The following is a 5,089-nucleotide window of genomic DNA, read 5'->3' on the forward strand; positions in this document are numbered from 1 at the left end:
AGATGTGTATAGGAGACGGCCGCGATCGCGGTGTCGCGGGCGGGCCCGGCCGCGGGTCCGGGCTCGGCGCCGGCGGCCGGCCACTCGTCCCCCCACGGGCTCGCGGCGCGGCGCAGCCGCTCGGTGTCCAGCACGGTCAGCGGGCGGGGCCGCTGGTGCAGGATGCCCTTGGCCCGCCACGACCGGAACCACCGCACCAGCGTCTCGCGGGAGATGCCCGCCCAGTTCGCCAGCTCGGCCTGGCTGAGCTTGAGCGGGATGCGCGTCTCGTCCCCGGCGCCGGGCTCGCCGAACCGGTGCGCCAGCTCCAGCAGGTGGTAGGCGAGCCGCTGCGGATGGTCGGCCGCCCGCACCGCGTGCCGGCGGCCGCCGAACGTGGTGCTCTCGGAGATCGCGTGCATCATCGCCTCGGCGACCCGCGGGCTGGCGGCCAGCAGGCTGCGGAACGTGGCACGGTCCACGCGCAGCGCCGCGACGTGGTCGAGCGCGGCGACGGTGCCGCGCTGCGGATGCCCCCACGGGCCGAGGAACCCGACCAGGTCCCCGGCCCCGAACAGGTCGATGATCGACTCGTCGCCGTCGCTGGAGTCGACGAACTCCTTCGCGACCGCGTTGCTGGCGGCCCGCGGCCCCGCCTTGAACACCACGTAGACGGCGGGCGCGACCGACCCCTGGTGGCACAGCATCCCGCCGGGCGGGATGTCGGCGCGCCGGCCCATGGCGCGCAGGGCCTGCCGGTCGGTGGGGTCGAGCCGGGCCCAGAAGCTGCCCGGCCGCACCTCGGGCCCGTGCTCGGTCCGTACGGGGTCGATCAATCCGGTCATCCTCCCGCCATCGCCGCCGCCAGCGTCCAGAAGAGGAACAGCACGGAGGTCGCCACCGCCCACGCGACGGCCTGCCAGGACAGCTCGCCGCAGCGGTGCGCCGCCGACAGCAGCCGGCGCAGCTCCGCGTCGCGGACCCGGTCGTCCAGCGCCACCGCGGACGCGAACGGCGTCCACGGCACGCCCGGGTCGAGGGGCGCGCCCGTGCGGCCGCGCACCTCGCCGAGCACCGACACCAGCGTGCGGCGGCAGCGGACGGCGTAGCCGGCCGAGATCGCGAACGACCCGGCCAGCACCGGCAGCAGCGCCAGCGCGGGGAGGCCGGGCAGGCCGGCCGCGAGCCGGGAGACGGTCCCGGCCAGCACGAGGGCGAGGAACACCGCGGCGATGGCGGAGTCCCGGCCGCAGAGCCGGACCAGCGTGCAGGCGTGCCCGAGGAGGTCCTCCGGCTGCTCCCTGTCCGGTCCGGGACGGAATGCGGTTACCAAGCTTCACCGTCCTCACGCGTCGAACCTGATCTTCCATTTCTCATGCTGCACTGGCAAGGCAGGGATTTCCGTCCGTAAGCGCACGCTTTGACTGAGTCTGGTGACTCATCTCCGGCGGCGGCCCGGCAGCGCCGGGCGGCGGGATGATGGAAGATGGTCTTCGCACTACCGACGGGGAGGACCCAATGACCTACACCGGGAACGTCGAGACCGGCGGACGTCCCGACGTCCGGGAGCTGCCCGGCCTGGCGGTCACGAAGGTGAGCGTCGGCCCGTACGACAACAACGCCTACATCCTGCGCTGCACGGCGACGGGCGAGCGGCTGCTCATCGACGCGGCGAACGAGGCGTCCCGGCTGCTGGAGCTGATCGGCGACGGCCCCCTCACGCGGGTCGTCACCACGCACCGCCACCAGGACCACTGGATGGCGCTGAGCGAGGTGGTGCGCGCCACCGGCGCCCCGGTCATCGCGCACACCCGCGACGCCGAGGCGCTGCCCGAGCCGGTCGCCGAGCAGGTGGAGCACGGCGCCACCGTTTCCTTCGGCGCGGTGTCCCTGGACGTCATCCACCTGCGCGGCCACACGCCCGGCTCGATCGCGCTGCTGTACGACGCCGGCGGCGAGCTGGCCGACCGCCCGCACCTGTTCACCGGCGACAGCCTCTTCCCCGGCGGCGTCGGCAACACCTGGGGCGACGCGGCCCGCTTCAAGCAGCTGCTCGCGGACGTGGAGGAACGCGTCTTCGACCGCCTCCCCGACGCCACCTGGTTCTATCCCGGGCACGGCAAGGACTCGACGCTCGGCCGCGAGCGCCCGTCCCTCCCGGAGTGGCGCGAACGGGGCTGGTAACTCCGCGGCCCGGCCCGGAACAAGTGGTGGGGGGTGTTCGTTGGCCCCATCACCACCGCGCCAACACCGTCGGGCCGAAACCCAGGAGACGACCATCCACGAACGCGACGAGGTGGATCCGGGACCCGCGCTGCGCTACCCGGCGGGCTCGCTGGTGCTCGTCGCCGGGCTTCCGGGGGCGGGCAAGAGCACCCTGCTCAACCGCCTCTACGGGCTGAACGGCGAGGAGACGGCGCCGGTGCACGCCGGCGAGGTCCTGGTGATCGACTCCCGGCAGTCCCGCAACTGGTGGGCGCGGTTCCTGCGCCCCCTGCCCGTCCGGCTGCGGACCCCGATCGTGCACGCCACCCACGTGTGGCGCATCGGACGCGCGATCCTCGCCGGGCACGGCGTCGTCGCGCACACCCGCGGGACCTGGCCGCACATCCTGCGCCTGTTCGCCTGGCTGGCGCGCCGCCGCGGCGGCCGGCTGCACCTGATCCTCATCGACGTCGCCCCCGAGACGGCCCGCGCCGGCCAGTTCAGCCGCGGCCGCGTCGTCACGTCCGCCACGTTCAACCGGCACTGCCGCCGCTGGCGCCCCCTCATCGACCGGGCCCGCGGCGGTGCGGGCCAGGACGGTGGCGCCGGCAAGCTCCAGGCCATCCGCTTCACCTGACCGGCCCGGCCGGCTTCCGGGGGGCGGAAGGGTGCGGGCAGGTCAGCGGGGAGATATATAGGGTCGGGGGAAGATCGAGACGACGAGAGGCGGCGGCATGGCGCAGCAGGTTCGCGGGGTGGTCGCACCGGGCAAGGGGCAGCCGGTGCGGATCGAGACGATCAACGTTCCGGACCCCGGGCCGGGCGAGGCGGTCGTCCAGGTGCAGGCGTGCGGTGTCTGCCACACCGACCTGCACTACCGCGAGGGCGGAATCAACGACGAGTTCCCGTTCCTGCTCGGCCACGAGGCCGCCGGGGTGGTCGAGTCGGTCGGCGAGGGCGTCACCGAGGTGGCGCCGGGCGACTTCGTCGTCCTGAACTGGCGGGCGGTGTGCGGGCAGTGCCGGGCGTGCACGCGGGGACGTCCGTGGTACTGCTTCAACACGCACAACGCCGCGCAGAAGATGACGCTGGAGGACGGCACCGAACTGTCGCCCGCCCTGGGGATCGGGGCGTTCGCCGACAAGACGCTGGTGGCGGCCGGGCAGTGCACGAAGGTCGACCCGGCGGCCAAGCCCGAGGTGGCGGGGCTGCTCGGGTGCGGGGTGATGGCGGGCCTCGGCGCGGCGATCAACACCGGGCAGGTCGGGCGGGGCGACTCGGTCGCGGTCATCGGCTGCGGCGGCGTCGGCGCGGCGGCCGTGCTCGGCGCCCGGCTGGCCGGCGCCGCGACGATCATCGCGGTGGACCTGGACGAGCGGAAGCTGACCACCGCGTCCGCGCTCGGCGCCACGCACACGGTGAACGGCAAGGAGAAGGACGTCGTCGAGACCGTCCGGGAGCTGACCGGCGGGTTCGGCGCCGACGTGGTCGTGGACGCGGTCGGCCGCCCGGAGACCTACGAGCAGGCGTTCTACGCGCGGGACCTCGCCGGGACCGTGGTACTCGTCGGGGTGCCGACGCCGGAGATGAAGCTGGAACTGCCGCTGCTGGACGTGTTCGGGCGCGGCGGGTCGCTGAAGTCGTCCTGGTACGGCGACTGCCTGCCCTCCCGCGACTTCCCGATGCTCATCGACCTCTACCTGCAGGGCCGCCTGGACCTGGACGCGTTCGTGTCCGAGACCATCGGGCTGGACGACGTGGAGGCGGCGTTCGAGAAGATGCACCACGGCGACGTCCTGCGCTCGGTGGTGATTCTCTGATGCCCCTGTCTTCACCACGCGCACGCATCGACCACATCGTCACGTCGGGGACGTTCTCGCTGGACGGCGGCACCTGGGACGTCGACAACAACGTCTGGATCGTCGGCGACGACAGCGAGGCGATCGTCATCGACGCCGCGCACGACGCCGACGCGATCGCGGCGGCGGTCGGCGACCGGCGGCTCGTGGCGATCGTGTCCACGCACGGGCACGACGACCACATCGACGCGGCGCCCGCCCTGAAGGCCCGGACGGGCGCGCCGATCCTGCTGCACCCGGACGACATGATGCTGTGGAAGCAGAAGCACCCGGAGATCAGCCCCGACGGTGATCTCGCCGACGGGCAGGTCATCACGGTGGCGGGGACCGAGCTGACCGTCCTGCACACGCCGGGCCACAGCCCCGGCGCCGTCTGCCTGCACGCGCCCGCACTGGGGACGGTCTTCTCCGGCGACACGCTGTTCAACGGCGGGCCGGGCGCCACGGGCCGGTCGTTCTCCGACTTCCCGACGATCATCACGTCGATCCGGGAGCGGCTGCTGACGCTGCCGGCGGAGACGACCGTCCGCACCGGGCACGGCGACTCCACCACGATCGGCGCCGAGGCCCCGCACCTGGACGAGTGGATCGCCCGCGGTCACTGACCCTTCCGCGCGGAGGCGGCGATCCCGGGCGGGGTCGCCGCCTCCGCGATAGAGTCCGCGATGGCGGACGACCGTCCCCGAGGTCCACGGCGAGCCAGGGGGGGCGATGCGGCGCGGGGCACCGCTGGCGCTCCTGCTGTGCGGGACCGTGGCGGGGTGCGGCCAGAGCGCGCGCGGCGCTGACGTCGCGCCGCCCACCGCCGCCGCGCCCGCACCGGCGGTCGCGGGGACGGCCGGGCGCGGGCTGGGGGTGGGGGCCGGATACGGGGCCAACTGCCCGCACTACCCGCCGGAGGTCACCGAGGTCGTCGCCCGCGAGCCCGAGCCGCGGCTGCGCGCCAGGGCCGACCACGCCGCCGGCGCCGCGCCCGTCCCGGTCACGGTGCGTCCGGGCGTCGCCGAGGACCTCGACCTGGACGACGCGTCGTTCGACGTCGCGGT

At 74.2% G+C, this 5,089-nt stretch carries 7 protein-coding genes; 5 read left to right on the forward strand and 2 right to left on the reverse strand.

The genetic code is table 11. The features are described 5' to 3' along the window. Both HUX53_RS26580 and HUX53_RS26585 read right to left on the reverse strand, forming a co-directional pair. The coding region (locus HUX53_RS26580; protein WP_176405956.1) for a Crp/Fnr family transcriptional regulator at positions 1–824 on the reverse strand (824 nt) is incomplete at its 3' end. Next, positions 821–1,312 (reverse strand): hypothetical protein, encoded by a 492-nt coding sequence (locus HUX53_RS26585; protein ID WP_176405957.1) that lies wholly within the window; start codon positions 1,310–1,312, stop codon positions 821–823. The genes HUX53_RS26580 and HUX53_RS26585, both read right to left, overlap by 4 nt. A gap of 185 nt (positions 1,313–1,497) precedes the next feature. Between HUX53_RS26585 and HUX53_RS26590 the strand changes: the two genes are divergently transcribed. The 5 genes from HUX53_RS26590 to HUX53_RS26610 form a co-directional block, all read left to right on the forward strand. Further along, the gene (locus HUX53_RS26590; protein WP_176405958.1) at positions 1,498–2,163 is read left to right on the forward strand and encodes an MBL fold metallo-hydrolase; all 666 of its coding nucleotides are present in this window, start codon (positions 1,498–1,500) and stop codon (positions 2,161–2,163) included. 112 nt (positions 2,164–2,275) lie between these two features. Next, the gene (locus HUX53_RS26595) at positions 2,276–2,821 is read left to right on the forward strand and encodes an ATP-binding protein (RefSeq protein WP_309237441.1); all 546 of its coding nucleotides are present in this window, start codon (positions 2,276–2,278) and stop codon (positions 2,819–2,821) included. Between the two features lie 97 nt (positions 2,822–2,918). After that, entirely contained in the window at positions 2,919–4,004 is a 1,086-nt protein-coding gene (locus HUX53_RS26600) for an S-(hydroxymethyl)mycothiol dehydrogenase (RefSeq protein WP_176405959.1), read from the forward strand. Continuing rightward, entirely contained in the window at positions 4,004–4,648 is a 645-nt protein-coding gene (locus HUX53_RS26605) for an MBL fold metallo-hydrolase (protein ID WP_176405960.1), read from the forward strand. The genes HUX53_RS26600 and HUX53_RS26605 overlap by 1 nt, the downstream gene beginning before the upstream one ends. A gap of 106 nt (positions 4,649–4,754) precedes the next feature. After that, positions 4,755–5,089: methyltransferase domain-containing protein (locus HUX53_RS26610; protein WP_176405961.1), on the forward strand; the 335-nt coding region annotated here is incomplete at its 3' end.

Source organism: Actinomadura sp. BRA 177, assembly GCF_013372625.1.
Classification (GTDB): Bacteria; Actinomycetota; Actinomycetes; order Streptosporangiales; family Streptosporangiaceae; genus Spirillospora.